The sequence below is a fragment of the Niallia sp. FSL W8-0951 genome, assembly GCF_038006525.1.
GTDB classification, from domain to species: Bacteria; Bacillota; Bacilli; order Bacillales; family Cytobacillaceae; genus Niallia; species Niallia circulans.
Map to the genome: position 1 here is coordinate 2487016 of NZ_JBBOVK010000001.1, position 25713 is coordinate 2512728.

At 34.3% G+C, this 25713-nt stretch carries 20 protein-coding genes; 2 read left to right on the top strand and 18 right to left on the bottom strand.

All coding sequences use genetic code 11. The features are described 5' to 3' along the window. Window positions 1-120: 120 nt before the first annotated feature. The 7 genes from polA to NSS71_RS12490 form a co-directional block, all read right to left on the bottom strand. Window positions 121-2745, bottom strand: a complete 2625-nt coding sequence (gene polA, locus NSS71_RS12460) for a DNA polymerase I (protein ID WP_053215650.1) — start codon at window positions 2743-2745, stop codon at window positions 121-123. A gap of 933 nt (window positions 2746-3678) precedes the next feature. Then, window positions 3679-5433, bottom strand: a complete 1755-nt coding sequence (pnpS, locus tag NSS71_RS12465) for a two-component system histidine kinase PnpS (protein WP_047941885.1) — start codon at window positions 5431-5433, stop codon at window positions 3679-3681. Further along, window positions 5434-6150 (bottom strand): response regulator transcription factor, encoded by a 717-nt coding sequence (locus tag NSS71_RS12470; RefSeq protein ID WP_047941884.1) that lies wholly within the window; start codon window positions 6148-6150, stop codon window positions 5434-5436. Window positions 6151-6375: 225 nt separating this feature from the next. Continuing rightward, window positions 6376-7311 (bottom strand): malate dehydrogenase, encoded by a 936-nt coding sequence (gene mdh, locus NSS71_RS12475; RefSeq protein ID WP_047941883.1) that lies wholly within the window; start codon window positions 7309-7311, stop codon window positions 6376-6378. 186 nt (window positions 7312-7497) lie between these two features. Further along, the gene (gene icd, locus NSS71_RS12480) at window positions 7498-8766 is read right to left on the bottom strand and encodes an NADP-dependent isocitrate dehydrogenase (protein ID WP_047941882.1); all 1269 of its coding nucleotides are present in this window, start codon (window positions 8764-8766) and stop codon (window positions 7498-7500) included. A 213-nt stretch (window positions 8767-8979) separates the two neighbouring features. After that, window positions 8980-10095: a citrate synthase gene (citZ, locus tag NSS71_RS12485; RefSeq protein WP_047941881.1), complete on the bottom strand. Its 1116-nt coding sequence runs from the start codon at window positions 10093-10095 to the stop codon at window positions 8980-8982. Window positions 10096-10605: 510 nt separating this feature from the next. Further along, complete coding sequence (locus NSS71_RS12490; protein WP_047941879.1) at window positions 10606-11073, bottom strand: DUF441 domain-containing protein; 468 nt, start codon at window positions 11071-11073, stop codon at window positions 10606-10608. Window positions 11074-11264: 191 nt separating this feature from the next. Here NSS71_RS12490 and ytvI point away from each other — a divergent pair, with 191 nt between their 5' ends. Beyond that, window positions 11265-12389, top strand: coding sequence for a sporulation integral membrane protein YtvI (gene ytvI / locus NSS71_RS12495; protein ID WP_047941878.1), 1125 nt, complete (start codon window positions 11265-11267; stop codon window positions 12387-12389). A gap of 223 nt (window positions 12390-12612) precedes the next feature. Here ytvI and NSS71_RS12500 read toward each other — a convergent pair whose 3' ends face one another. Further along, on the bottom strand, window positions 12613-13596 hold the full coding sequence (locus NSS71_RS12500; protein ID WP_095258050.1) for an aldo/keto reductase: 984 nt from the start codon (window positions 13594-13596) through the stop codon (window positions 12613-12615). A gap of 307 nt (window positions 13597-13903) precedes the next feature. On the opposite strand from NSS71_RS12500, the gene NSS71_RS12505 reads away from it, so the two are divergent. Beyond that, complete coding sequence (locus NSS71_RS12505) at window positions 13904-15079, top strand: ROK family transcriptional regulator (protein WP_061798707.1); 1176 nt, start codon at window positions 13904-13906, stop codon at window positions 15077-15079. A gap of 155 nt (window positions 15080-15234) precedes the next feature. Here NSS71_RS12505 and NSS71_RS12510 read toward each other — a convergent pair whose 3' ends face one another. From NSS71_RS12510 to NSS71_RS12555, 10 genes are all read right to left on the bottom strand, one after another. Beyond that, on the bottom strand, window positions 15235-15405 hold the full coding sequence (locus tag NSS71_RS12510) for a hypothetical protein (protein ID WP_186325646.1): 171 nt from the start codon (window positions 15403-15405) through the stop codon (window positions 15235-15237). 595 nt (window positions 15406-16000) lie between these two features. After that, on the bottom strand, window positions 16001-16846 hold the full coding sequence (locus NSS71_RS12515) for an SDR family oxidoreductase (protein ID WP_047941876.1): 846 nt from the start codon (window positions 16844-16846) through the stop codon (window positions 16001-16003). A gap of 185 nt (window positions 16847-17031) precedes the next feature. Continuing rightward, window positions 17032-17769 (bottom strand): YesL family protein, encoded by a 738-nt coding sequence (locus NSS71_RS12520; RefSeq protein ID WP_047941875.1) that lies wholly within the window; start codon window positions 17767-17769, stop codon window positions 17032-17034. Between the two features lie 158 nt (window positions 17770-17927). Then, window positions 17928-19556 carry an ABC transporter substrate-binding protein gene (locus NSS71_RS12525; protein ID WP_047941873.1) on the bottom strand — a complete coding sequence of 543 codons (1629 nt, stop codon included), beginning with the start codon at window positions 19554-19556 and terminating at the stop codon, window positions 17928-17930. 111 nt (window positions 19557-19667) lie between these two features. Beyond that, window positions 19668-20537, bottom strand: a complete 870-nt coding sequence (locus NSS71_RS12530; RefSeq protein WP_047941871.1) for a carbohydrate ABC transporter permease — start codon at window positions 20535-20537, stop codon at window positions 19668-19670. Between the two features lie 13 nt (window positions 20538-20550). Then, window positions 20551-21513: an ABC transporter permease gene (locus NSS71_RS12535; RefSeq protein ID WP_061798712.1), complete on the bottom strand. Its 963-nt coding sequence runs from the start codon at window positions 21511-21513 to the stop codon at window positions 20551-20553. 388 nt (window positions 21514-21901) lie between these two features. Then, window positions 21902-22615 carry a Nif3-like dinuclear metal center hexameric protein gene (locus tag NSS71_RS12540; RefSeq protein WP_336045180.1) on the bottom strand — a complete coding sequence of 238 codons (714 nt, stop codon included), beginning with the start codon at window positions 22613-22615 and terminating at the stop codon, window positions 21902-21904. A gap of 122 nt (window positions 22616-22737) precedes the next feature. Next, on the bottom strand, window positions 22738-23373 hold the full coding sequence (locus NSS71_RS12545) for a YesL family protein (RefSeq protein ID WP_047941867.1): 636 nt from the start codon (window positions 23371-23373) through the stop codon (window positions 22738-22740). 406 nt (window positions 23374-23779) lie between these two features. Continuing rightward, window positions 23780-24676 (bottom strand): carbohydrate ABC transporter permease, encoded by an 897-nt coding sequence (locus tag NSS71_RS12550; protein ID WP_047941866.1) that lies wholly within the window; start codon window positions 24674-24676, stop codon window positions 23780-23782. Between the two features lie 14 nt (window positions 24677-24690). Continuing rightward, entirely contained in the window at window positions 24691-25569 is an 879-nt protein-coding gene (locus tag NSS71_RS12555; RefSeq protein ID WP_095258042.1) for a carbohydrate ABC transporter permease, read from the bottom strand. Between the last annotated feature and the right edge of the window lie 144 nt (window positions 25570-25713).

A 25713-nucleotide genomic window follows, 5' to 3' on the forward strand; every position in this document is an offset into this window, starting at 1 on the left:
CTCCTCCTTTCTTGTAAAAAATTTCTTTTGTATTTTATGGTTCGTAAAATTTGTTACTTTAAACCATCGCCTAATTATTACCATTGAAAAAATAGTAATCTTTTGGAAAACAAGACTTTATTATTTCGCATCATACCAAGTTGGGCCGTAAGAATAGTCCACTTTTAAAGGCACACTTAATTCAACTGCATGTTCCATTACATCTGGAACAATTTCTTTTAGCTTGTCTATTTCGTCTTTAGGAGCTTCAAAAATCAATTCATCGTGAACCTGCAGCAATAGTTTTGCTTTCAAACCTTCTACTTCCAAGCGCTTTGCCATATCAATCATCGCCTTTTTGATGATATCAGCTGCACTTCCTTGGATTGGTGTATTCATCGCCGTTCTCTCTGCAAAACTGCGAAGATTAAAGTTTCTGCTCGTGATATCAGCTAAATATCTTCTTCTCTGAAGCAAAGTGGAGACATAGCCTTTTTGCTTTGCATCTGCTACTATTTCTTCCATATAATTTCTTACTCCTGGATAACTTTCTAAGTAACGCTCAATAAATTTCGCCGCTTCTTTTCTTGTAATATGCAGACTTTGGGAAAGACCATAATCACTAATACCATATACAATACCAAAGTTAACTGCTTTAGCGTGTCTCCGCATATTGGAGGTTACTTCGTCAGCTTCTACATGGAAAACAGACATAGCTGTTTCTGTATGAATATCATGATCTTCTCTAAATGCTTCGATTAATTTCTCATCATTAGCGATATGAGCAAGTACCCGTAACTCTATTTGACTATAGTCAGCCGCAAAAATAACCCAATCCTCTTCTGTCGGAACAAACGCTTGTCTTATTTTTCTTCCTTCTTCTAAACGAATCGGGATATTTTGCAAATTAGGATCAATCGAGCTTAAGCGACCTGTTTGTGTTAGTACCTGGTTAAATCTTGTATGAATTCTTCCATTATGGACCACTTTTTGCAAGCCTTCTATATAGGTTGATTGCAATTTCCCCAGCTGTCTATATTCTAATATTTCTCTAATTACTTCATGTGAACTAGCAAGTTGCTCTAATACATCAGCAGATGTGGAATAGCCTGTCTTCGTTTTCTTGACAACTGGCAATCCAAGTTTTTCAAATAAAATCACACCAAGTTGCTTCGGAGAATTAATATTAAAGGTTTCACCAGCCAGCTCATAAATTCGACCTTCAATTTCTTTCAACCTTTCGGAAAGCTCTTGCCCCATTGCTTTTAGTCGAGATACATCCACCTTTACTCCAGTTGATTCCATATCAGCAAGTACCAAGCTTAAAGGCATTTCTAAATCGTAAAATAAAGCTTCTTGATCGTTCTTTCTCAATTCATCTTCCATTTTCTCTTGAATAGCCTTCAAAGCGAATGCTTTTCTCACGAGATGGTCTGCTAATATTTCTTGTTCGGGAACCTTTCTTTTTGCTCCTTTTCCATAAAATACTTCATCTGATTGCAAATTAGTAAAATCATATTTTTTAGCAACAGAGGCAACATCTTCAATGGTTGCAGAAGGATCCGCTAAATATGCTGCGATAAGAACATCAAATGTAATTCCTTTTAAATGAATTCCTTGATGACGTAACGATACTTCCGATCTTTTAGCATCATAAACAATCTTTTCTTTCTTTTCATCTTCTGCCCAATTTTTAAAAGCAGACGACTTTAAAGCATGGTCAATTGGAAGATAGTATGCGCCGTTATCATTTAAAAGAGAAATTCCCAGAATAGGTGCATAATGATAATTATCTTCTAGTACTTCAACATACATCATATTTCTATCAGAAAAAATATCCTCTGTGATATTTTCCACTGTTTTAAATTCGATATCTTCTAATACAAGTTCTTCTTTTTCTGGTGCATCTCCTAATTTTTCAAGAAGAGAATTAAAGCCAAGTTCTTTAAAAATCTCCTTTAATTTCTCTATTTGCATGCCCGGAAATTCTGTATCTTCTAATGTTATGGTTAAAGGAGCTTCTCTGAAAATAGTAGCAAGTTCTTTACTCATTAAAGCTTGGTCCTTAAATTCTTCTAACTTTTCCTTCAGCTTTTTACCACTTACTTTGTCAATAGATTGGACTAAATTTTCTAAGGAATCAAATTCCTTCAGCAGTTTGATAGCTGTTTTTTCACCAACACCAGGAACACCCGGAATATTATCTGAGCTATCCCCCATTAGACCTTTCATATCAATAATTCGGTCAGGTGTCAGTCCATATTTTTCTTGGATATGGCTTGGAGTATAGGACTCCATATCTGTAATTCCTTTTCTGGTGATATAGACAGTTGTCTTATCCGAACTTAATTGGGTTAAATCTTTATCTCCAGAAATAACAACCACTTCAAAACCATCTTTTTCTCCTTGAAGAGAAAGTGTTCCGATAATATCATCAGCTTCATAATTTTCTAATTCGTAATGATGGATACCATAGGATTTCAACAACTCTCTAATATAAGGGAATTGCTCCGATAATTCTGGTGGCGTTTTTTGACGCCCCCCCTTATATTCACTAAACGTTTTATGACGGAAAGTTGTTTTCCCTGCATCAAAGGCAACAAGAGCATGTGTTGGCTTTTCTTCTTCGATAATTTTCATAAGCATCATAGTAAAACCATAAACAGCATTAGTGTGCACACCTTTATCATTGTTTAATAGAGGCAAAGCAAAAAACGCTCGATACGCAATACTATTACCGTCAATTAAGATTAATTTCTTTTTCAAGAAATCCTCCTCCATCCTTTTAATAAGGTATATTTTCTCGTATATAAACGGGGATTATTACACGACTCAATACTATTTATTTTACATGACATATTCATAAATGTAAAAAAGCAGAGATTGTGATAAAAGAGGTCTTACTAGACACGTGCATATTTCACCCTACAAGGAAATATGCGTGCAGTACACATCTTTTAACAACAAACTCCGCTATTTTTACAGAAGAAAAAAACAATTTAGGTATATCGACACTGGCATGGATTAGAGGATCACAATTCTACCACCAATCATTTACGATTCCTTTCCTGCCATACCCACTATTAAAAGGGGAAGCCAAAAGCGGGGTAGCTTTCAGCTTAAGTCCTTAACCAAATGGATAAGGGGGACTTCAAAAATAATTGTACCAACAAAGTGTAAACCCACCATAAACCAAATGTAAAAACAATGTAAAGGAGGTAGAAAAGTGGAGGAGGCTGTTTATTGGTGTACAAACTGGAGACTATCGACTGAGATAAAGGATACACGACGAACGATAGAGAGTCGATGTTGACTTATCGTAGGGAGATCGTCGGAAGTTTGCTAACCGATAGGCTCCGCAGCTAGACAATGAAAAGCGGAAGGTACCGTTTAGCGCCTTGTAAACTGGAGCGATTCTCTCAAGATAAAGGATACACCATGAACGCTAGTGAATGGATGTTGACTTATCGTAGGGATAATCGTGAAGTTTAGCTGGCGCTGGTACCTAGAGCTAGACAAGTAGAAAAGCGGAGGAGGATGTTTATCGGTGTACAAACTGGAGACTATCGACTGAGATAAAGGATAATCTTCTTTCTGAAAATAATTAAAACCCCAAACAATTATACGAAATTTTCAGCACTTTACGTATAATCGTTTGGGATTATATTTGGTTAAAAAACTTAATCTCCAGTCTATTTCCTAAAATGGAAATTCCTTATGTAAAATAACAGTGAAGGTCGTTCCTTCTCCCATTTTACTCTCTACTTGAATGGTTCCTCTATGAAGTTCTACTAAATGCTTCACGATCGCCAGTCCTAATCCAGTACCTCCAGAATTTCTACTTCGCGCTTTATCCACCCGATAAAAGCGTTCAAATATTCTAGGAATTTCTTCTTGCTCTATTCCAATCCCAGTATCTTGGATTTTCACTTCGATTTTCCGTTTCTTTTCCACGACATAGACAGTGATTTCTCCATCATTCGGGGTATAGATGACCGCATTCGTTATAAGATTTAGAAAAACTTGCGTTAATCTACTTCTATCACCCTCAATTTGAATAATTTCATTCGCTTGAGGAAAAAATAGCTTAATATTTTTCGCTTCTGCTCTACCTTTCAACATTTTTGTCGCTTTATTGAGAATTTCCACCAGATTAAACTCCTCTTTATTTAAGGCAAAATGGTGTTGTTCCAATTTTGATAGATCGAGAAGGTCTTGAATTAACGTCTGTAATCGGTGACTCTCTTTTAAAATAATTCGTAAAAATTCCTCTAACGTCTCTTTATCTTCCATAGCACCGTCAAGAAGTGTTTCCGAGAAGCCTTTAATAGAAGTAATAGGTGTTTTTAATTCATGTGAGACATTGGCTACAAAGTCTTTACGAATTTGCTCGAGCTTTTTCAATTCTGTTATGTCATTAAAAACAAGTAAAATCCCCATCCATCGGTCATTCGTCCCTATAATAGGCACTCCGTATACTTGGAAACTTTTTTTCTCATTTTTAATTTCAAGGGTCATTTCTCGGATTACCTTATGCTCAGTCATAAATATTTCTTCCGCTAGATCCATCACTTGTCTGTATGGAATGACTTTGTAGTATTGTTTATAGAGATAATCAGCAGAACGGACAAAGAACATATCCTTATAGGATTTATTGATTAAATTGATATATCCTCTGCTATCAATTAATAGTAATCCACTACTAATACTCTCAATCAATGTTCCTAAACGATCTTCTTGAATTTCTTGTGCTTTTACCATCTCTTGCATATCTTTAGCTACTTTATTTAGCGAAGAACTAAGTACTCCTGTTTCATCTACTCGATCTTCATAGGTTCTCGCATGATAATTACCATTCGCTAAATCGACAGCAACTTTAGTAGCCGACTCAATGGGTCTTATATAACGATAAATTAATTTATAGCCAATTAAATAAATCACTAAAAGCGACAAGAAAAATGAAGCAAAAATAATCCAATTAATGTGCTGATAAGCATTTTCTATTTCTTCGATTTTTGCACCAATTAATAGATATCCTAATCTCCCCTCTTCACCAGTTAACTTTTGTTGATAAAAATGAAAGTTAGGATTTCCATTAATAGTTACCGCTTTAGCTTTTTCATTTGAAAGCAGTCTCTGCATTCGATTTTCATATTCTGTATCTGTCTGCAGTTCTCCTTCGTTGAAGAGAATCTCTCCAGTTTCATCCATAACAGTAATTTGTATATCTAATGCTTCGCTATATTCTTGTAATAAACGATTATTAATGTCTAACCCTTCGCCATTTTGCATTATTTGATTTGCGATTAAAGTGCCTTCTCGTTTCAATCGACTGTCAAAGGAGTCCATAAACGTCTTTTTATTATATGATTCGATAAATATTGCTACGAACAAAAACACGATAAATATAGTAAATAAAACACTCGCCATTAATCGAGATTTAAAGCTCTTCATTTACTTTGGTTCCTCTAACTTATAACCTAATCCACGAATCGTTTTAATATATATTGGTTTTTTCGTATTCTCTTCAATTTTTTCACGTAAGTGACTAATATGTACATCTACAATTCTTGTATCTCCGACGAAGTCATAATTCCAAACTGCACTTAATAGTTGATCCCTTGTAAGAACTCTTCCCTTATTTTTTACAAGATATAATAATAACTCAAACTCTTTCGGAGTTAACTCTAATAAGTCTCCTTTGAAATATGCTTCATAATAATTAGGAAGAACTCTTAGTTCGCCTATTTTTATACCATCGTCCTCTTCTTCGTCTACTTCATCCGAGGCTGCTGGCACTTGCATTTGAATTCGTCTTAATACAGCTTTAATTCGAGCAATGACTTCACGGGGGCTAAAAGGTTTAGTCATATAATCATCTGCACCTAGTTCAAGCCCTAAAACTTTGTCAAACTCATCGTCTTTAGCTGTTAACATTAAAATAGGAGTTAACACTTTCTGTTGGCGTAATTCTTTACAAACATCCATCCCATCTTTTTTTGGCAGCATTAAATCTAGTAAGATGACATCTGGATTAGCAGTTAGTGCTAGATTCAATCCTTCTTCTCCATCCATGGCAGTTAATACATCATAACCTGCCTGTTGTAAATTATACTTAAGTAGAGTTACGATAGATTGTTCATCATCTACAACTAAAACCTTTTTCTTCATATACAGCCTCCAAATATGTTAATTCCCCTAAAGTCCCCTTATACCTATTTTCATTATAATATATTGTTCACTAAAAATGGAAAAAACATTTATTTCCTGTTTACAAATAGGAAATAGTACTTAAACCTTTTCGTATTCGTCTCTGATAAAGCATCAAGCTTTATTGATTAAATGAAATACAAAAAATCGGCTAGCTCTTTTTTATCGAGCTGCCGACTTTTATACTTAATTTAATACTGTCAATACACTACGAACGGAGTGAACAGATTTATCTAGAGCTGCCTTTTCTTCCTCTGTTAACTCCAGTTCGATAATTTGTTCGATTCCGTTTCCGCCAAGAATTGTAGGTACACCTAGATAAAGATCGTTATAGCCATATTCTCCTTCTAAATAAGCGATGGTAGGTAGGATACGTCTTTGACTTTTAATTATAGCTTCACACATATCTACCACAGAAGCTGCTGGAGCATAATAAGCGCTTCCGTTTCCAAGTAAATTTACAATTTCCGCTCCGCCAATTCTTGTTCTTTCAATAATCTCATCCAAGCGATGTTTTGGAATTAGTGCTTCTAATGGAATACCACCTGCATAGGAATACCGTATAAGCGGAACCATATCATCACCATGTCCGCCTAATACAAATCCTGTAATGTCCTTAACGGAAAGATTTAACTCCATTGCCACAAAGCTTCGAAAGCGTGCTGTATCTAAAACACCCGACTGCCCAATTACTCTATTTTTAGGAAAGCCCGATTCTTTATAAACAGTATATGTCATAGCGTCAACAGGATTAGTGAGCACGATAATAACAGAATTAGGCGAATATTGAACAATTTCCTTAGTTACCGATTTCATAATTGCTTGATTTGTCTGCACAAGATCATCTCTACTCATACCCGGCTTTCTAGCCATACCAGCAGTTATTACGACAATATCAGAATCAGCTGTATCTTTATAGTCGGAAGTTCCCGTTATATTTGCATCAAACCCTTGTACAGGACTTGCTTCAAACATATCCAATGCTTTTCCCTTTGTGGAGTTTTCATTTCGCGGAACATCTAATAATACGATATCACCAAGTTCTTTTTGAGCAAGCAAAAAAGCAGTTGTGGCCCCAGTAAAGCCTCCACCAATGATGGAAATTTTCTTACGTTTAACCATATTATTTCCCCCTTATTAGACCGAGAATGAATGAAGCCCCCAATAAGCAGATACTAAGCAGAGTCCCCTTTTACTCTATTTAGTAAATACTTTTCCCAGCTTATCTCATTCTAATCCAATACCGTAAATCTTCTATTTTGGACAAAAAGGAAGAAGAGATGAGACAATCTCTTCTTCAATTTGTTATTAATTCATGTTCTTAATTAATTCATCACCGAACTCGGAACATTTCACTTCTGTAGCACCATCCATTAGACGAGCAAAGTCATATGTAACAACTTTGGAAGCAATTGTTTTTTCCACGGATTGAATCACTAATTGTGCAGCTTCAGTCCAGCCTAAATGTTCAAGCAATAGAACACCTGAAAGAATAACAGAAGATGGATTTACTTTATCTAAACCAGCATATTTAGGAGCAGTTCCGTGTGTAGCTTCAAAAATAGCATGGCCAGTTTCGTAATTTATATTTGCTCCAGGAGCAATACCGATTCCACCCACTTGTGCTGCTAAAGCATCAGAAATATAATCTCCGTTTAGATTCATTGTCGCAACTACATCAAATTCTTTTGGACGAGTAAGAATTTGTTGTAAGAAAATATCAGCAATAGAATCTTTAATAATGATTTTACCTTCTGCTTCTGCTTGAGATTGCGCTTTATTTGCTGCATCAGAACCCTGTTCTTCTTTAATACGATCATACTGGGCCCATGTAAATACTTTATCTCCAAATTCTTTTTCAGCTAATTCATAACCCCAGTTTTTAAATGCGCCTTCTGTATATTTCATAATGTTTCCTTTATGTACTAGAGTTACCGATTTACGACCTTCTTTAATCGCATAATTAATCGCAGCTCTTACTAAACGACTTGTTCCTTCTTCTGATATCGGCTTAATTCCAATTCCAGATGTTTCAGGGAATCTAATTTTATTAACTCCCATCTCTTGTTGTAAAAAGTTAATTAATTTAGAAGCAGCCTCTGAGCCCTTCTCATATTCAATTCCTGCATAAATATCTTCAGTATTTTCACGGAAGATAACCATATCTGTATCTTGAGGTCTTTTTACCGGAGAAGGAACTCCTTCAAACCATCTTACTGGACGTAAACAAACAAAAAGATCCAATTCTTGGCGCAAGGCAACGTTTAAAGAACGAATACCGCCACCAACTGGTGTAGTCAATGGTCCTTTTATAGCAATTAAATACTCTCTAATTACATCCAATGTTTCAGAAGGTAACCATTCCCCTGTTTCATTAAATGCTTTTTCACCAGCTAATACTTCTTTCCAAACAATTTTCTTTTCCCCATTGTATGCTTTTTCAACAGCTGCATCCAAAACTCTTGATGATGCTGCCCATATATCTGGTCCAATTCCATCTCCCTCAATATAAGGTACAATCGGATTTGCTGGTACATTTAATACTCCATCTACTACTGTAATTTTTTCTCCTTGCATGTTTCTATCCCTCCGTAAAAAATAGTTTCCTTTTCCAATGTAACAACGTTCATTGGAAAAAGAATGAAATAAATTTATTATAACAAGCTTTTATAAGCTAATTATATTTACTATTCTGACGAATAAAAAAGGAAAACGCCAATACGCAAAGTAAATTAACCCATCATTAAGTATATATTATTCTATTACTCTATGGGAAATTATATCCTTTTTTTATCGCTCTTGAACTGGAATATATTCCAAACGCTCTGGCCCAATATAATCTGCTCTAGGTCGAATAAGGCGATTATTATCATACTGCTCCAGAATGTGAGCCAGCCAGCCAGAAACTCTGCTTACTGCAAAAATCGGGGTGAATAAGTCATGATCAATACCTAAACTATGATAAACAGAAGCTGAAAAGAAATCTACGTTTGGAACTAAATTTTTCTCTTCTTTTAACAGTGTCTCAATCTTAACACTCATATCATATAATTGAGGTTCACCCGTCAATTGTGTTAATTTTCTTGCCATTTCCTTTAAATGTTTGGCACGAGGATCGCCCTTTCGATATACTCGATGGCCAAATCCCATTATTTTTTCTTTGTTGGCCATCTTTTCTCGAATATATGGCTCCACATTTTCAATGCTTCCGATTTCTTTCAGCATTTTCATTACTGCCTCATTTGCCCCGCCATGCAACGGTCCTTTTAATGCCCCAATAGCTGAAGTAATTCCAGAATATACATCAGACAATGTAGCTACACACACTCTTGCAGTGAATGTAGACGCATTCAATTCATGATCAGCATGAAGTACAAGTGCTTTATTAAAGGCTTCAATAGCAATCGCCTCTGGTTCTTTGCCATTAAGCATATAAAGGAAATTAGCAGCAAATCCTAAATCTTTTCTTGGCGAAATTGGTTCCAGCCCTTTTCTTAATCTTGAAAAAGCTGTTACGATAGTCGGAATTTTCGCTTGAAGTCTTACAGCTTTTAAATAGTTTGCTTCAGAATCCATTGCATCGGCGTGTTCATCATACGCTCCTAGTAAAGACACACTTGAACGAAGTACTGCCATTGGATGTACGTTATTTAATGGCATTAGCTTCATTTGTTCAATCAAAGAAACAGGTAATTCAGCATTATCTGCCAATTCTTGTTTTAGCTTTGCCAGTTCCGTATCAGTTGGCAACTTTTGATGCCATAATAAAAACACTACTTCTTCAAAACTGGAATGCTCTGCTAACACATCAATATCATAACCCACATAAGCAAGTGAATCATCTATAATGGAACTGATAGAAGATGTTGTAGCAATAATCCCCTCAAGCCCTTTTGTAACAGCCATACATATCTCTCCTTTACAACTTTTCTTTAATAGTTAGTACAACTCATTCAAACTCCCAGTATTGTCCCTGTTGTAGTTACCAATATTGTGAAAATCTGTAAAACAAAACAATGGAATTCATCTTAAATAAATGTTTACTATTTTGTTAGATTAACTGAATATGTACCAAAAAATCAATTAATAATGTAATTCGGATTTATTTTATAAAAAGATGGAGGGAGTTTTTTTCAAAAATTAAAGTGAGCATAAACTAATTGAAAATGCTTACATTTTCAATTAAAAAAATAAACTATTTGGTACGTTATAGATGAGATAAACTGTAACTACACATTCATTATAAACAAAAAACTTCAAAATGTCTCATATTTTATACTTAAAAACTGTAGATATAGTAAAAAAAATTTTTTCTAATTCTCCTTTACACTATATTTCTTTCTTTTTAAAATTATACCATAAATTCCTATAGCCTGTCTTTTATCTTACAACGGTAAATTAGAATAAGAGAGCGGATTAGGTTATCCACTCGACTACTTTAATGGCTGCATACGCTATTCCCGCCCCAATCAATGGTCCTACTGCCACTCCATTGAAAACCGATACAGACAAAATAGTTCCTAGAACAAGTGCTGTTGTAATTTCTGGAGAATCGGCTAGTAAACTAACTCCTCCTTTTGCGAGCAGAGCAACCATAATTCCAGAAATTAAAGCTATCCATGCATACGGTGATTTAAAGGTAGCTGTAAGATCTTTAAAACCAATATCTCCAGTGGCTATCGGAACAAGAACAGCTATCGTAATAATCGTTACGCCCCAATTGATACCTTTAGATTGAATCAATGAAAATAACTTACTATCTACCCCAATTAGTTTCAGCACTAATAAGAAAATAACTGCGATAATCAAGGAATTGTTTTTAGCTATAAGAGCAATTGCTAACAGCAAATATAGAAATAAATATGGCTGGCTAAATAAAAACATAACTAACTCTCCTTTTCGAAAGCAATTGACTTAAAAATTCTCTCTTCTTTATTTAAATTAAAAAGCAGGAATTTCGATTAAAAAAGCATAAGTATAGAGAATATAAATAAAAAGGAATATATATAATCTATATCTAGTTCCTAATCACTAATGACCCATTTTCTATTATACTAAAAACGGGAGGATTGACTTTGAATTTAACTTATCTTAACCGAACAATTCGGTTTATCATAGTGATAGCAGCTACATTCCTATTATTTGTTAGCTTTTTTTATTTATCCAAAGTAACTTATCCTTTTATTATTGGATTTCTGATTGCTTTTTTAATGAATCCACTCGTTAATTTTCTACAATTCAAATGCAAATTACCAAGGGCTTTTGCTGTTGTTTTAAGTATTTTACTCATTTTATCCGTTTTTGCTGGTTTGGTTTCTTTACTAATTGCTGAAATTGTAGCAGGAGCTGCCTATCTTGGAGAAGTTGTTCCCAAACATATAGACATCATTATTCGATACATAGAAGATTTGTTCGCAGCGCAAATTATTCCATTATATAATAAAATTTCTCAAACGTTCAATAATCTCGGTACTGGTCAACAAGATACCATTATGACAAATATAGATAAAGTGGGCGAACAAGTTGGAACGGTAATGGGAGATTTTTTACAATCCTTCTTTCTTAATATTCCTATTTTCCTGTCCTGGTTTCCAAATGCAGCAAGCGTCCTCATTTTTTCTCTATTAGCTACTTTTTTTATCAGCAAGGACTGGGGACGGTTATCATTAAAATTTGGAAAGTTCTTTCCTTCCAAGTGGTTAAATAGTGGTAAAACAGTATTCTTTGAATTAAAAAAAGCTTTGTTTGGTTTTTTAAAAGCCCAATTAACGCTTGTTTCCATTACGACTGTCATTATTCTAATTGGTCTGTTAATACTTCGAGTGGATTATGCTATTACTATTGCACTGTTAACTGGAATTGTAGATATTATCCCCTATCTCGGTACAGGGTTAATCTTTGTTCCATGGATTATTTACGAAATTATCACAGGGCAGATTGTGCTGGCAATTGGATTGTCCGTGCTATATATTATTGTTTTAGTTCAAAGACAAATCATGGAGCCAAAAATCCTTTCTTCCAATATCGGACTTGATCCATTAGCTACTTTAATTGCCTTATTTGTTGGTTTTAAGCTTTTTGGTTTTATCGGACTTATTGTTGGTCCAGTTTCCCTCGTTATCGTGACTTCCCTGCATCGAGCAAATGTATTTCATGATATATGGAAATTTATTAAAGGGGATAGTGAAATACCAAAATAAACGCATATAAAAAAAGAAGCTGGAATATTAACATTCCAACCAATTTATACCGAACAATTATACGGAGATGCTAAAAAACACTTCGTATAATTGTTTGATTTTTTATTCATTAAAAAAGGTTTGTAGTAACGAGCCGCAGACTGAATATACTTCACTTTTCATAGGACTATATCTAAGCCGCTTTGTTTTGCCCCACCTTTTCTATACTTAGTATGTTAACCATTTAATAAGGACCTCTAATAGCGTTTTTGACCTTTTCCTCATAAAATGTTCTCAATCTCTGTAATTCCTCTGTATTAAATGGTTTTTCCTCTAATGCCTTTAAATTCTCATTGATTTGCTGACGATTTTTGAAACCAGGAATGACACAAGAAATACTCGGTTGATCCAATATCCAGCGTAATGCTGCCGCTGCCATTGATTGACGACTTTCTCCAATCCAAGCAAGCTCATCTGCTAATGCAACGCCTTTTTCAAATCCAAGTCCAGCAAATGTTTCTCCTACATTAAAAGCTTCCCCATTCTCATTAAATTTACGATGATCATCTTTCTCAAAAGTATGCTCCTTTGTAAATTTCCCAGTAAGCAATCCACTAGCCAACGGAAGGCGCACAAGAATACCGACCCCCTTCCTCTTTGCTTCAGGAATCAATAACTCAAGTGGCTTTTGTCGAAAAATATTAAAAATTATTTGTAGAGCCTTAACGTTAGGATTCTGCAAGCATATAAGTCCTTCTTCCACTGTTTCGACACTTACTCCATAATGGCGAATTTTACCTTCCTCTTGTAATTTATCAAGCACTTCAAAAACTCTCCCATCTTTTAAAATTTCTGTTGGTGGACAATGGATTTGATATAAATCGATTGTTTCTCTATTTAATCGCTTCAAACTATTTTCACAGTACTGGCGTACCCTTTCCTCCGAATAAGTCTCATTTGCGAAAATATCGCCGCCACGACAAAACTTAGTGGCAATATGAATTTGATTCTCTTTCCCCTTCGTTGCCTTAGCAAGAAGCTCTTCGCTATGTCCATCTCCATACACATCGGCCGTATCAAAAAAATTTACGCCTTTTTCCATCGCCATATGTAAGGATTTTAATGCCTCTGTATCATCGACTTTTCCCCATGAACCACCAATAGCCCATGTACCGAAACTTACTTCACTGATTTTTAGACCTGTATCCCCTAAATTTCTATAATTCATTTCCATTAGCACCTCCACCAGCTATGATATTTTTGATTTTTCTTGAATGGCCACTATAAAAAAGAAGCTAGAATTTTCTCAAGTAAAATACCCTATTTTTCCTCTAAATAGATAACCACTTCTATAGAAATTATATCAATTGCATATAAGTTTGTATATTAAATAAACAAACTAACTTTATCAATCCCTCTGTTTGGTTAATAGATAAACTGTAGTATAATTAATCAATTAGTAGAGGACGACCTTTCGGAAAGAAATGATATTCCTATGAAGTTCAGAAATAGAATAAGAGGGGATTGCGAACAGGATGCATATTACTTGGAATCAGCAGTTAGTAAAAAAAGAAAATAAGTCACTTTGTTTAAATTTAATCAAGAACACTGCTCCTATTTCTCGAGCAGATATTGCCCAGCAAACAGGATTAACAAAAGGGACTGTTTCCTCCTTAGTATCAGAGCTTATTAACGAACAATTGATCTATGAATCAGGACATGGTGAATCTAATGGCGGAAGACGACCTGTTATGCTGCTATTTAATGAGATGGCCGGTTATTCCATTGGTATTGACTTAGGTGTTAACTACATTTTAGGAATTTTAACTGATTTGCAAGGAAATATCATATACCGTATAAATGAAAAATATGAAAATTTATCTTATGAAGATACACTCCGAACAATAAAAAAGATTATTACTACTTTGATAAACGCTGCTCCTAAATCTGTTTATGGAGTAATTGGCATAGGGATTGGGGTACCAGGGATTACAAATATGGACGGTGACATTCTCCTCGCTCCAAACTTAGGTTGGAATAATGTTTCACTAAAGAGCCAGCTGGAAGAAGAATTCCATCTTCCTGTGTTAGTTGAAAATGAAGCAAACACTGGGGCCTATGGAGAAAAGAAATTCGGAGTAGGTCAGCCTTATCAAAATTTAATCTATGTAAGTGCAGCCATTGGAATTGGCGCTGGAATTATCATTAATGGAGAATTGTATAAAGGAGCACTCGGATATTCTGGAGAAATCGGCCATATGACCATTCAAAAGGATGGATTAGAATGCCGCTGCGGCAATAAAGGTTGCTGGGAACTTTATGCTTCCGAACAATATCTACTTAACAAAGCTGTCGAATTAAAGTTAAGCATAAATGGTCAGGTTTATTTGAATGATTTGATTGAGCTTGCCGACCAAGGAAATACCCAAGCTATCCATTTATTTAATGAAGTTGGCTATCATCTAGGTGCTGGAATTATTAATATTATTCATATCTTCAATCCAGAGCAAATCATTATTGGCAATCGACTTACCCTAGCTAAAAAATGGATAGAGCCACAAGTGAAAAAAATAATTAACAATTATACTCTACCCTTTCACCATTCCCAGCTTGCTATCCAATTCTCTGATATCAATTTTGCTTCCTCTGCATTAGGTGCTGCAGCCTTCTCAACTGAGAATTTTTTAAAATTTATGCTTCATCCAGAATAATAATATCTCTTTAAATTTAGATGAAGCATATATATATTAAGTTATTTTGGCTTTATTATTCGATATTTACTACTTAAAAGCAAGTAAACTAGAAAAGGATAAACAATTATCACCTTAGATACTTTCGCCTTTTTTAATCGATGTATTCCAAAAATTCAGCCATTTTTAGGGTGAAAAAGTCCATCTGCCACTAAGGAAGCCGTTGCATTTGTAGCAATTAATCCATTTGGATGAAGGGATTTCTCTACAAATGCCGCTTCATCTATTTTATATCTTATCTGAAAAAAAGCGCTGTATTTTATTAACATCTTCTCTTTCCCGCTCATTTCTTCCACTCAAGTCCAATTTATGCGGCAACTCGATAGGAATCCCTATAAAAATGCCATAATCCTTTCTAATAATACATTTCCATTTTATACGATTTTCTTATCTCTCCTCTTCTCTACTTTTATAAAATATTTTAGACATTATTCTTCAGCTTAACAAAATTTCGAATACTGCCCATTAGAATAGACCGCTATCGTTTATAAATAATCACGGTTAGATCCCAACATTACTTCCTGACTCAAGGTTGAATAAGTATTTAGCCTCTTTCTAAAAGCTTAGAGATACTTGGATAAAGAAATTCTCCAAATAGAATACAAAAATCCCAACTGGTTGAGCATAATGAAATTTTCCGGGAAATATTATTTTGATAACATGTTCCATCTTTTTTCCTATGTTTAACCTCGGCTTCTGGCCATTCTAGAAAATGATGGGTTTACCAAAGTGAATATTTAACTATTTATATTTATAGGATAATAGTGAGGATTTACCTCAACCTACTACTAAGGGGACTAAATAAAACTATAAATCTACAATTTCTTTAAGGATTAGTGGAAGATCTTTTAAAATTTAATCTGTTATTATTAGAGAGTATGTTTAAACACCTGAGTATGCCATAAATCCTCCATCAACTGGCACACTAATCCCCGTAACAAATCCACTTGTTTCTTCATTCACTAGCCATAGTAATGTTCCCAATAAGTCCTCTGGTTTTCCTAATCTTTTTACTGGTGTATGAGCTAATATTTTCTTCGTCCGCTCTGTATAAGACCCGTCTGGATTTTTAAGCAGTGCTTCATTTTGCTTTGTTAAGAAAAAACCTGGAGCAATTGCATTGACCCTAATTCCTGTTTCAGCCATATGAACAGCTAACCATTTTGTAAAATTCTCTATCCCAGCTTTAGCTGCACTGTAAGCAGGTACTTTCGTCATTGGACTTGGAGCGCTCATAGAGGATATATTTATAACTGTTCCACTTTTTCCAACCATTTGTTTCGAAAATATTTGGGTAGGAATTAATGTACCGATTATATTTAAATTAAATACAAAGGAGAATCCCTCCATTGTTAAATCAAAAAAACTAGTAATTCCTTCTTTATCAAGATCTTCTAATCGCAGAATTTCTTCTGAAGTAATTCCCTTTGGATGATTTCCTCCAGCCCCATTAATAAGAATGTCGCAGTTTCCAAAAGTATCAAAGACTATTTTTTCCGCTTCCTTCACACTATTTACATCTACAACATCACATGCTATAGCAATCGCCATACCACCTTCGTTATTAATTTCCTCCGCTACCTTTTGTGCTTTTTCATATGTACGATTCAAAATGGCTACCTTTACTCCTTGTCTGCCTAACTCTTTCGCCATACAGCCACAAAGTACGCCCCCACCTCCAGTAATAACTGCTACTTTTCCGGATAAATTCTTCATTAATGGTAACATTTTATCTTCCTCCTAACTTTTTTCTCATAATCTCTAAACTACTTCTCTTTCCATCTATATGTATCCTTCTAAATCAAAATTTCTTTTGAATGAAATGAAGAGTTTTTAAACTATTTTTTATATAGAGTCATTTCTTAGTACTTCTCCTTTTAAAACACTTTTAAAATCGATCTCGATTCTTTCATTTATGAACCTCGAATAGGTGGTGCATCATATTTTTTACTTATATTGTTAGAAGGAGATCTTTTCAAAAAATTACGATCTATATGTTTAAGCAGCTCTCTAGAATTAAACGTCATTATCCATGCAAGCAAACTAGCAATGAAAACAATTAAAAAATCAGTAGTGATTACTGTTGCAACAGCAGTTAAAAAGAGAATCAATATATTACCTATTGTTTCTTTCCATTTTATGAATAGATAATACGCAGACAACTTTATTAAATCCCTTATTCGAAAAGTATATTTCGCATTAATTATTAACATATTTATACTAAGCATTGTCCAGATAAGCGTAAGTGCAAGCACAACAATAAAAATGATTTGATTAACTGGTGTTATGGTTATTTGAAGGTATTGTAAGTCGATGAATAAGACAAAGAATACAGCTAAGATTATTATCCACAGAAAAAATGTGCCTTTTAAATTCGATCGATATCCATAGAAAAAGTCAGTTGTCGGTGATAGCTCTTTCGTTCTTACTAATTTCTCCATCGAATAAAGCAGTCCAGATATAGCAGGTCCAGACGGTATTAAGGCAAGAGCATAGATGAGTATATTTGAAAACGATGGAGTTAATGTCATGAAGAAAAAAATAAAGATGAGATTTGTTACGACAAAATAGATATTCGTTAGTAAAATCCAGTACACATAATTACAAAATGTATATAAAATTCCTTGCCCAAACTCTCTTTGCTGCTTCATCCCTGTCACCTTCTTTCAGAATATAATAATATTACCAGCAGTGTGTGTTTCTTTATTCCCCACTGCTGGTTAGCCTCACATAACAGAACTCTTAGGAGTAGTTTTAAGTTAGTTCTTCTTGCCCTTCATTAGGATGGCTAGGAATTAACTTATCCATTTTATTTGTTATTTTTCTTGTATTCTTGATATGTCTTATTTGCGGTATCCACATATTGCTTTAATCCTTGACTTTGTAATTCTTTTACAAAAGCATCAAACTCACTTAAATCACGTGTTCCCAAAATAAACTTTAATGTATTTTGATTCGTATAGTCTTTTAAAGGTGTACTTTGTAATGTTGCTTTTTCTCTGTCTTCAATTGAATATGGAATTAACGGATCAGTTGGAATTGGTGTTTTTACTGCTTTCATATCATTTTGGAACTTAATCTCTTCTTCACTCATCATCGAATGAAGTAAATCGGTTGTTCCTCCATAGGAAAAAACTCCACCAGAGAATCCATAGTCAACCCGTAAATCCTTTGTTCCCTTTGGATTTAATCCATTGTAATTAATATCATCCATTAATTTTCTTACTCCATCTTCCTTTGTGAATGTTGTTCCTTCTACTCCCCATTTAGTGAATTCCTGCCCTTCATCACTGTAATATAGCCAGTCAATAAACTGAAGAATTGCTTCAAAGTTTTCACTTTCTTTAATTTTGGAGGTAATCATTACACCATTTTCTAATCTAGAGCCTGACATTAATTGACCAGCAGGACCGCCGGGAACAGTAATTTTGGAGATAGAATATTTCCCTTTACCTAACGTTTTATCCATATCAACTCGATGGAGGTTGATTGTTTGAGAATTTCCATTTATAATGAATGATTTTCCTGTTACAAATTTCTGTACCGCTTGATCATCGCTTTGTGTAAAGCTCTCTTCATCTAACAATCCTTCTTCTACTAATTTGTGAAAGTATGTGAGCATTTCTTTATAGTTATTTGTTGTTGCTGCATACACAAATTTATCAGCATCTTGATCATACGATAATCCATTTCCAAATCCCCAACCAGCTTTCGTTCCGAAACTTGTTGCAGCAATATTTAGTGTACTGTTAAATGTAAAACGATCAGAGAATGGAATAGAATCTGGATAGATTTCTTTTAATTTCTTCATTGCTGTATATAATTCATCCCAAGTTGTTGGAATAGCAATATTATTTTCTTCAAAGATATCGGTTCTTACAATTAACGTATAATCTGGCCAAACCTCTTCATGTAAACCTGGCAAGACATAGAACTTCCCATCATTTTGTCGTAATGTATCTAATTCTGGACCCATATCCCATTTTTCAATTTTTTCTTTGAAGTGAGGCATTTTATCAATGTAATCGCTTACCGGAAGTGCCGCCCCCGATGCCACGAAGGCAGCTTCTTCTCCTGGATAGGTTTTTGGAATAACGATTGGGGCTTCTCCTGAACTAATTAACAAACTTCTCTTTTGCGTATAATCACTTAATGGAACAATTGTCGGCTTCAAGGTAACATTCGTAATTTCTTTTATCTTATCCCATAATAGCCAGTCTTTTTTATACGGATATGTCGGCTGATCCATAAATAAAATAGATAAATCAAATGGCTCTGTTGCTTTAAATGTGTCACCTGCGGTATATGATTCCATTGCACCTTTTGTTGCTACTTCCACTTCCTTACTTGCTGAATCATCCTTTGAACAAGCAGCAGCAATTATTACGAACACTATTAGACCTAGAAATAACCCAACCTTTTTCCAACTTTCTTTCATGGCATTTCCTCCCCTTATATATATAGGAAAAGCGTAAGTTGTTTCCTTGAAACAGGCATATGGAATAATAACCTACGCTGAACTCCCTAACTTTGGCAGGTCCTATTTTGACTATTTAATAGAGCCTAGCATTACTCCCGAAACAAAATATTTCTGTACAAATGGATATACCGTTAATATTGGCAATATCGTTAAGACCATTGTTACGGATTTAATATTAGCGGAAATTTGAGTTAAATTATCAGCGGAAGTAGCACCTGCTGACATTCCACCTGTTGTTCCCGCAATCATATTCCGCAAATAAATCGTTACTGGAAATAATTCTTTTTTATCCATATAAATAAAAGCGCTGAACCAAGAGTTCCAATAAGCTACTGCGTAAAATAACACCATAGTGGCGATTACTGCTTTACTCAGGGGCAATACTATTTTTAGTAAAATACCATATGTGCTTAAACCATCAATAGAAGCTGCCTCTTCTAATTCTTCTGGCATATTTTCAAAAAAGGATTTCATGATCAGCATATTATAAATACTAATTGCACCCGGAATGACAATAGCCCACATTGTATTGGCAAAGCCTAATGAGTTGATTAAAACATAATTGGGAATTAAGCCGCCATTAAAGAACATCGTAAATACGGCAAATACAGTTAAAAACCTGCGTCCTACTAATCTTCTTTTAGAAAGCGCATATGCAAACATTGTTGTTAAAAACATGGAAATTATTGTGCCTACCACTGTGTATACAACCGTATTTTTATAATTAATCCAAAACATGGTGTCAGAAAGAACCTTCTCATATGTGTCTACATTGAATCCTTTTGGTATTAAATTTACCTGTCCAGAATTAATATAAGACTCACTACTAAAGGATTGTGCAACTACATTTATAAATGGATATAAAGTACAAAATATAATAATTAAGAGAATACAAACATTAAAGACTTTAAAAACTTTGTACTGTTTCGATTCTTTCATTAAATCTCCCTCCCTACCATAAACTTCTTTCTGTTAGTTTTCTTGATATGCTGTTCGCCGTTAATACAAGCACTAAGCCAATAATAGATTCAAATAATCCAATAGCTGCTGCATAGCTAAAATTATTGGATTCTAAACCAACACGATATAAATAAGTTGAAATAACATCAGAAGTTTCATAGGTTAATGGGTTATAAATTAATAAGATTTTTTCAAAGCCAATTGCAAGAAAGCTGCCAATATTCAAAATCAATAGGGTAACAATAGTTGGCAATATCCCTGGTATCGTAATATGAAGGGTTTGTTTCCATCTGTTCGCACCGTCAATTTTTGCTGCTTCATATAAGGAATCGTCAATCGTTGTTAATGCCGCTAAGTATAGAATGGCCCCCCATCCCATCCCTTGCCAGACTTCAGAGGTAACATAAATTGTCCGGAACCATTCTGGACTTTGGATAAAGCTTATTTTTTCTCCGGTGAAAAATTCGACTATTCCATTAATGGAACCGTTTAGAGCTGTTAATTGCAAGATCATTCCAGCAATAATAACAATAGATAAGAAATGCGGTAGATAGGAAGCTGTTTGTACAAACTTCTTAAACTTTTTGGATTTAACTTCATTCAAAAGAAGAGCGAATATAATGGGCATAGGAAAACAAAATAACAAGGTAATTCCGCCCAAAATTAATGTGTTTTTAAATACATTCCAAAAAACTGGGTCGTTAATAAACATATTAAAGTAATAAAACCCAACCCATTGTTCACCATAAATTTTTCCACCTGGCATATATCTTCTAAAAGCAATAACATTTCCTAACATTGGACCATATTTAAAAATAATTAAATAAATAAGCGGTAAGACTAATAATGAATAGAGCTGCCAATCCTTTCTAATTGCAGCTAATGTTGTTTTAAATTTGTTTCTTTTTGTCTTCATTGTTTTATTTACATGTGAATGCACAACCTCTGTTTCCATAAGTACCCCCCTCTGTTTTAATAATATCTATAGCCTTTTGCTAAATCTTTCTATAGCAGCTGACTATTATAAAGCTTCATCTTTTTAGAGGATGAAGCAAACACACATAAAAATTAAAGCGCTTACTTTATTTTGCATCAATACCCCTTATAAAATAGCTAATAGATGGTGCAAGCAATATTTATGATGATAATCTCGGTAATGGAGTGATCAGTGAAATGAGAAAATTTAACTTGTTGTATGAAGTAGATTTTTGTCAACTTGATTTTAGCCATACTAGTATGGCAGATTAACCAAAAAAATATTGTTATTTAAATAATCTGAAACAGTGGCTTTTCTTTTATGTAATGTACAGGAATATGCGGAAAATTATTTGCTATTAGATTGGTTAAGTATTCCATGCCAGGTTCTTCACTAACTGCATGCCAATTAGGATAAATGCTTTTTTCTTTCCTTGTTGGACGGCATCTCTGACATACTCAGGAGACTCCCATTCTGGTCCTTCTCCTGCAATAATCAGGTCTAAATTTTGATTTTGAAATAAAGGGATCACTACTTCGCCTCCTCCGCGATAACCTGCTAACAAGCCAATTCTTTGGCATTCCATGGATAACTCCCCCACAACTCTTACAAACGGGGCATCAAGCTTATCTTTCACGTATTTTGCAATATCAGCGACAGTTTTCTTTGGTGTGACAATAGTGGTTGCGATGGACAGATGCTCTTCGACATGATTCTCCCATTCCAGTTTTTGAATTAATCCCGCCATAACGCCATCTGGATTGTAACGATGATAATAATCATGAAAGCGAAAAATATGGATAGCAGTATCTTCTATTAATTGGAGCTTAGTCATGTATACTGAATCTTTCTCATATAATTTTTTCCAATTCTCATGGCTGTAAAATGGTCCTTCATGGCTTATAATCATATTTGCTCCAATAGATATCGCTTTCTCCAATACTTGCTGCGTCAACATGAATGCGGTTACAATTCCTTTCACATTAGAATCTGCTGAACCTTTTATTAATACATCTGTTGTGGATTCAACCATTTTTGCGGGCTCCAATAACTTATCTATTACTTCTTGAATAGTTGTCATTCTATCTCTCCCATCAAGTTAATCCAATTATACCACGCTCAAGTTTGTTTATTCAATATACAAACTATATTTTTTTTACAACTTTTACTATATTTTATAATCAATAAGTCATTGACTTCCTCTTATTCTGTGATCGCTTTATTCATATTCTGTTTTTGCAACCGCTGAAAAAGCAGAATACTACTCGACATTAGTATACATGCTGCGGAAATTCCACTAAAAAAAGGGAGAAGTCCAGGTATATATAATAATAGAAAAATATCTGCTGCTAACCCAAGTATAATCAATAATGTAATATGGATATTTAGAATTCCTAGAAAAAAGGAGTATTTAAAGTAATCGATGAATCTTAACTGATAATGTACATAGACAGGAAAGAAGAATAAAAGAGTGATAGCATATATGCATGTAATAAGTAGTAAAATACTTATGGAAACAATCCGAATAAATCCCCCTAAATTTAAGATTAGATAGTAATCTACATACAAGATTATACCAGCCACTATAAATACGAATCCAAAAGTATTACTTTTGATAAATTCGCTTTTATAGACAGATAGATATGTTTTCCAAATAGGAACTTCCGTTTCTTTCCGAAACCATTTACGGACAATGGTAAAAAGTGCAACTGTTGCTGGCATAAAACCAAATAGGAAAAGACCACTTGCAGTGAACATAATCCATAACAAATTAACGGAAGCCAGCTTCATTATCCATTCACAGATGGTATATAATTTTCCCATTGGTTTTGTTGTCATACTATCCCCTCTTCTTTCTTTTTCCTTCTAAGCATTGTTTTCTTATTTGCGGATTAGAACCTTTTCTGCCGCTCGTCTAACCAAAGTATGTTTGTTACACCTCTTGGATGATATTTGCTTCCCGCAATTTCTCCTGAAATTATTTGATCGCTCCAACTCCAAATGGATGGTTCTGGATATGTGAGCCATTCCACATAGAGCCGTATATACTTTCTTGATAGGAAAAGCTTGATATGGTTCCTTTTTTAAGCACCAATTTAAATATTGTGTTTCGGAGAACGGCCAAATTCTAATTCTAATCCATCCCCTATACCTGGAAAACCTAATGTAAAGTTTGAGAATGCTCCAATCGGAGAATGGTGCGCATCAAAAAAATATTTTGAAGTCGGATGAACCCCTCCCTTTATTATCCTTTTACAGACCCAGCTGCTAAACCTTCTACAATTTTATTACTTAATAAAATGAAAGCGATTAAAATAGGAATAATGCTAATCATTAAAGTTGCTCCAATTGCTCCCCAATCTGTTAAATATTGACCTACGAAGTTATTTACACCAACTGTTAATGTCTTCCATTGATCAGAGCTAATGAACGTATTAACAAATACAAATTCATTCCAATTATAAATCATATTTATAATAACAACTGTAGCCATAACAGGAGTCGTCATTGGCAATGTGATTTGAAAGAATATACGGTGAATCGAACAACCATCCATTACAGCGGCCTCTTCTAATTCTCTTGGCAGTGCCTGATAGAATCCTAATAAAATCATGATAGTTAGCGGCAAATTAAACGCTGTATAGGATAAAAGAATAGAAATAGGATTATCAATTAGCTCCAAGTTATTAAAAAAACTAAATAAAGGGATTAACGTAGAATGTAATGGAATCATAATGCCCACCATAAACAAACCAAGAACAAGTTTACTTAACTTCCAGTGCATTCTTGTAATCGCAAAGGTAACAAAACTTGCTAATATAACCGTCAAAACTACTGCTACAACTGTAATCCATACACTATTGAAGAAATATAAGCTGATATTTCCTTGGGTCCATACTTTTACATAGTTCCCCCATTGTGGGTCTTTCGGAAGAGCAAATGGAGATAAGCCGAAAACTTCTTGATTCGTTTTTAAGGAAAAGAAGAATAACCAAACGAGTGGGTATATTTGAAAAATGGCAATTACTCCAAGCACTAGATACAAAATACCGTATCCAATCTTACTTCCCAGAGATCCTTTCGTTTTAGGAGATGTGGATAATTCAGTTTTATTTTGTTTTTTCAGGATTACTTCACTCATGATTACCTCTCTCCTTAATACTGAGCATCTTCTTTTGATGCTGTTAATTTTTGTATAACCCATGTCATCACAAGACAAATGATTAATAACGCAAAGCCAATGGCACTACCGTAGCCAAAATCATATGTTTTGAATGCTTCTTTATACATATAAGAGGCCATCACTTCACTTGCTCCATTTGGTCCTCCACCAGTCATAACATAGATTAAATCAAAATATTTTAAAGATCCTACAATGGCTAAAACAATAGTTACTTTTATTACTGGTGCAATTAATGGAATTTTGATTTTATAAGCAATTTGTAATGGGGTTGCCCCATCAATTTTAGCTGCCTCAATAATTTCATCTGCTACTCCTTTTAAAGCTGCATAATAAATAATGATGTAAAATCCAGCATATTGCCAAACAATTGGAATGAAAATGGAGTATAGTACTAAATTGGGATCCGCAAGCCATAAGGGTGTATTTTCTACTCCAAACATGGTTAAAAGCTTGTTCAGCATTCCATTTGTTGGATCAAAAATTTTCAACCATAGCTGTGCAATAGCTACAGACGATAATAACATCGGAATTAAATATATTTTGCGAAGAATTCCAGCTCCCTTAATCTTGCTTGCTAATATAAGTGAAATTACTAAATATGCAATAAGACTTACTGCAGAAAAAACAGCTAATAAAACGGAATGATACGTACTAGACCAGAACATTTTATCTTTCATAAGCTGTATATAATTATCTAAGCCAATAAAAGTCTTAGCCCCGATACCATCCCAATCCATTAAGCCATAATATCCTGTTAATACAATAGGAATATAGATTAAAACCAAAATGAGCAACAGTGCAGGGAGCACATAAAGAGTGATTACCCATTTGTTTGACATCACGTTTTTCATTTTCTGCTTTCCCTCCTTATTGATTGGGAGGAGCTTTGTTAAATGATATATAATTGTTCATGAGTTATTCATGTAACCAATATCATCGTTTAACAGAGCTTTCTCAAAAATCAATAATGTATCTTCCCAATTATCTAAAGTGAT

Bases quoted from the DNA above. Each gene is read 5' to 3' on its own strand.
- citZ (WP_047941881.1), bottom strand. From the start codon at position 10,095: ATGGCTGTTACAAAAGGGCTTGAGGGGATTATTGCTACAACATCTTCT.
- pnpS (WP_047941885.1), bottom strand. From the start codon at position 5,433: ATGAAGAGCTTTAAATCTCGATTAATGGCGAGTGTTTTATTTACTATA.
- NSS71_RS12520 (WP_047941875.1), bottom strand. From the start codon at position 17,769: ATGAAGCAGCAAAGAGAGTTTGGGCAAGGAATTTTATATACATTTTGT.
- NSS71_RS12515 (WP_047941876.1), bottom strand. From the start codon at position 16,846: ATGTTACCATTAATGAAGAATTTATCCGGAAAAGTAGCAGTTATTACT.
- NSS71_RS12510 (WP_186325646.1), bottom strand. From the start codon at position 15,405: ATGAGCGGGAAAGAGAAGATGTTAATAAAATACAGCGCTTTTTTTCAG.
- NSS71_RS12540 (WP_336045180.1), bottom strand. From the start codon at position 22,615: ATGACAACTATTCAAGAAGTAATAGATAAGTTATTGGAGCCCGCAAAA.
- mdh (WP_047941883.1), bottom strand. From the start codon at position 7,311: ATGGTTAAACGTAAGAAAATTTCCATCATTGGTGGAGGCTTTACTGGG.
- NSS71_RS12530 (WP_047941871.1), bottom strand. From the start codon at position 20,537: ATGAAAGAATCGAAACAGTACAAAGTTTTTAAAGTCTTTAATGTTTGT.
- NSS71_RS12470 (WP_047941884.1), bottom strand. From the start codon at position 6,150: ATGAAGAAAAAGGTTTTAGTTGTAGATGATGAACAATCTATCGTAACT.
- icd (WP_047941882.1), bottom strand. From the start codon at position 8,766: ATGCAAGGAGAAAAAATTACAGTAGTAGATGGAGTATTAAATGTACCA.
- NSS71_RS12525 (WP_047941873.1), bottom strand. From the start codon at position 19,556: ATGAAAGAAAGTTGGAAAAAGGTTGGGTTATTTCTAGGTCTAATAGTG.
- NSS71_RS12500 (WP_095258050.1), bottom strand. From the start codon at position 13,596: ATGAATTATAGAAATTTAGGGGATACAGGTCTAAAAATCAGTGAAGTA.
- NSS71_RS12545 (WP_047941867.1), bottom strand. From the start codon at position 23,373: ATGACAACAAAACCAATGGGAAAATTATATACCATCTGTGAATGGATA.
- NSS71_RS12535 (WP_061798712.1), bottom strand. From the start codon at position 21,513: ATGGAAACAGAGGTTGTGCATTCACATGTAAATAAAACAATGAAGACA.
- NSS71_RS12490 (WP_047941879.1), bottom strand. From the start codon at position 11,073: ATGTTTTTATTTAGCCAGCCATATTTATTTCTATATTTGCTGTTAGCA.
- NSS71_RS12555 (WP_095258042.1), bottom strand. From the start codon at position 25,569: ATGAAAAACGTGATGTCAAACAAATGGGTAATCACTCTTTATGTGCTC.
- NSS71_RS12550 (WP_047941866.1), bottom strand. From the start codon at position 24,676: ATGAGTGAAGTAATCCTGAAAAAACAAAATAAAACTGAATTATCCACA.
- NSS71_RS12505 (WP_061798707.1), top strand. From the start codon at position 13,904: ATGCATATTACTTGGAATCAGCAGTTAGTAAAAAAAGAAAATAAGTCA.